The sequence below is a fragment of the Streptomyces xanthophaeus genome (assembly GCF_000725805.1).
Classification (GTDB): domain Bacteria; phylum Actinomycetota; class Actinomycetes; order Streptomycetales; family Streptomycetaceae; genus Streptomyces; species Streptomyces xanthophaeus.
In genome coordinates, this window is record NZ_JOFT01000127.1 from 1 (window position 1) to 334 (window position 334).

The following is a 334-nucleotide window of genomic DNA, read 5'->3' on the forward strand; positions in this document are numbered from 1 at the left end:
CCGGGCGAAGAAGACCACGAAGGCCTTCGCGGAGCTCCTGAACATCGCCGGGGTCAAGTTCGCGATCATGGGCGGTGACGAGAAGTGCACCGGTGACTCGCCGCGCCGTCTGGGCAACGAGCCGCTGTTCCAGCAGCTCGGCCAGGAGAACGTGGCCATGCTGAACATGGCGTTCGGTGAGGACGACGAGGACCCGGCAACGCGCAAGCCGAAGTCGGCGAAGCGGATCGTGTCGACCTGCCCGCACTGCTTCAACACCATCGCCAACGAGTACCCGCAGCTCGGCGGCGAGTACGAGGTCATCCACCACACCCAGCTGCTGCAGCACCTGATC

Annotated in this window: 1 protein-coding gene; it reads left to right on the forward strand. The window is 65.3% G+C overall.

Going from position 1 to position 334, the window contains the following annotated elements:
• Positions 1-334: heterodisulfide reductase-related iron-sulfur binding cluster (locus IO30_RS41100; RefSeq protein ID WP_037895538.1), on the forward strand; the 334-nt coding region annotated here is incomplete at both ends.